The organism is Ruminococcus difficilis (assembly GCF_016680995.1).
The window spans coordinates 1-566 of record NZ_JAEQMG010000106.1; the positions used below are offsets into that span (position 1 = coordinate 1).

The 566-nt window shown below is 51.6% G+C and carries 1 pseudogene; it reads left to right on the forward strand.

The annotated features are described in order from the left end of the window. Positions 1-24: 24 nt before the first annotated feature. A pseudogene (locus JKK62_RS10420) lies at positions 25-566 on the forward strand (hypothetical protein); the annotation flags it as partial.

Sequence of the window (566 nt, forward strand, 5' to 3'; positions counted from 1 at the left end):
CCGGAGCGAGTGCGCCGGTTGCCGATGCCGACTTTCCTTGTTCTGTCGGGGACAGGGCTGCATATCTACTATGTTTTCCAGCAGCCGATTGACCTATACCCGAATATAAAAATTCAGCTTAAAAGTCTGAAATATGACCTCACTTTCCGGCTATGGGAGTATGGCAGCACTTCGCAGGTCAAGGCGATCCAGTATCAATCCATCAATCAGAGCTTCCGCATGGTGGGCAGCATCAATGACAAGCATGGGACGGAGCTGGTCGCTTTCCGTACCGGAGAACGGGTAACGCTGGATTATCTGAACGCCTACGCAAAGCCAGAAAACAGGGTGGATGTCAATAAGCCTTTCAGCCCATCCAAAATGACACGAGCTGAGGCGATGGAGGCATATCCGGAGTGGTATGAGCGTGTTGTTGTGAGAGGCGAGAAAGGACGCAAGAAGTGGGATATTGCCGGAAAGGTGCATGGTGATGATCCGTATGCGCTCTACCATTGGTGGCTGCGGCAGATCGGAGAGATAAAGGGCGGGCATCGGTATTTCTTTTTGATGTGCCTTGCTATCTATGC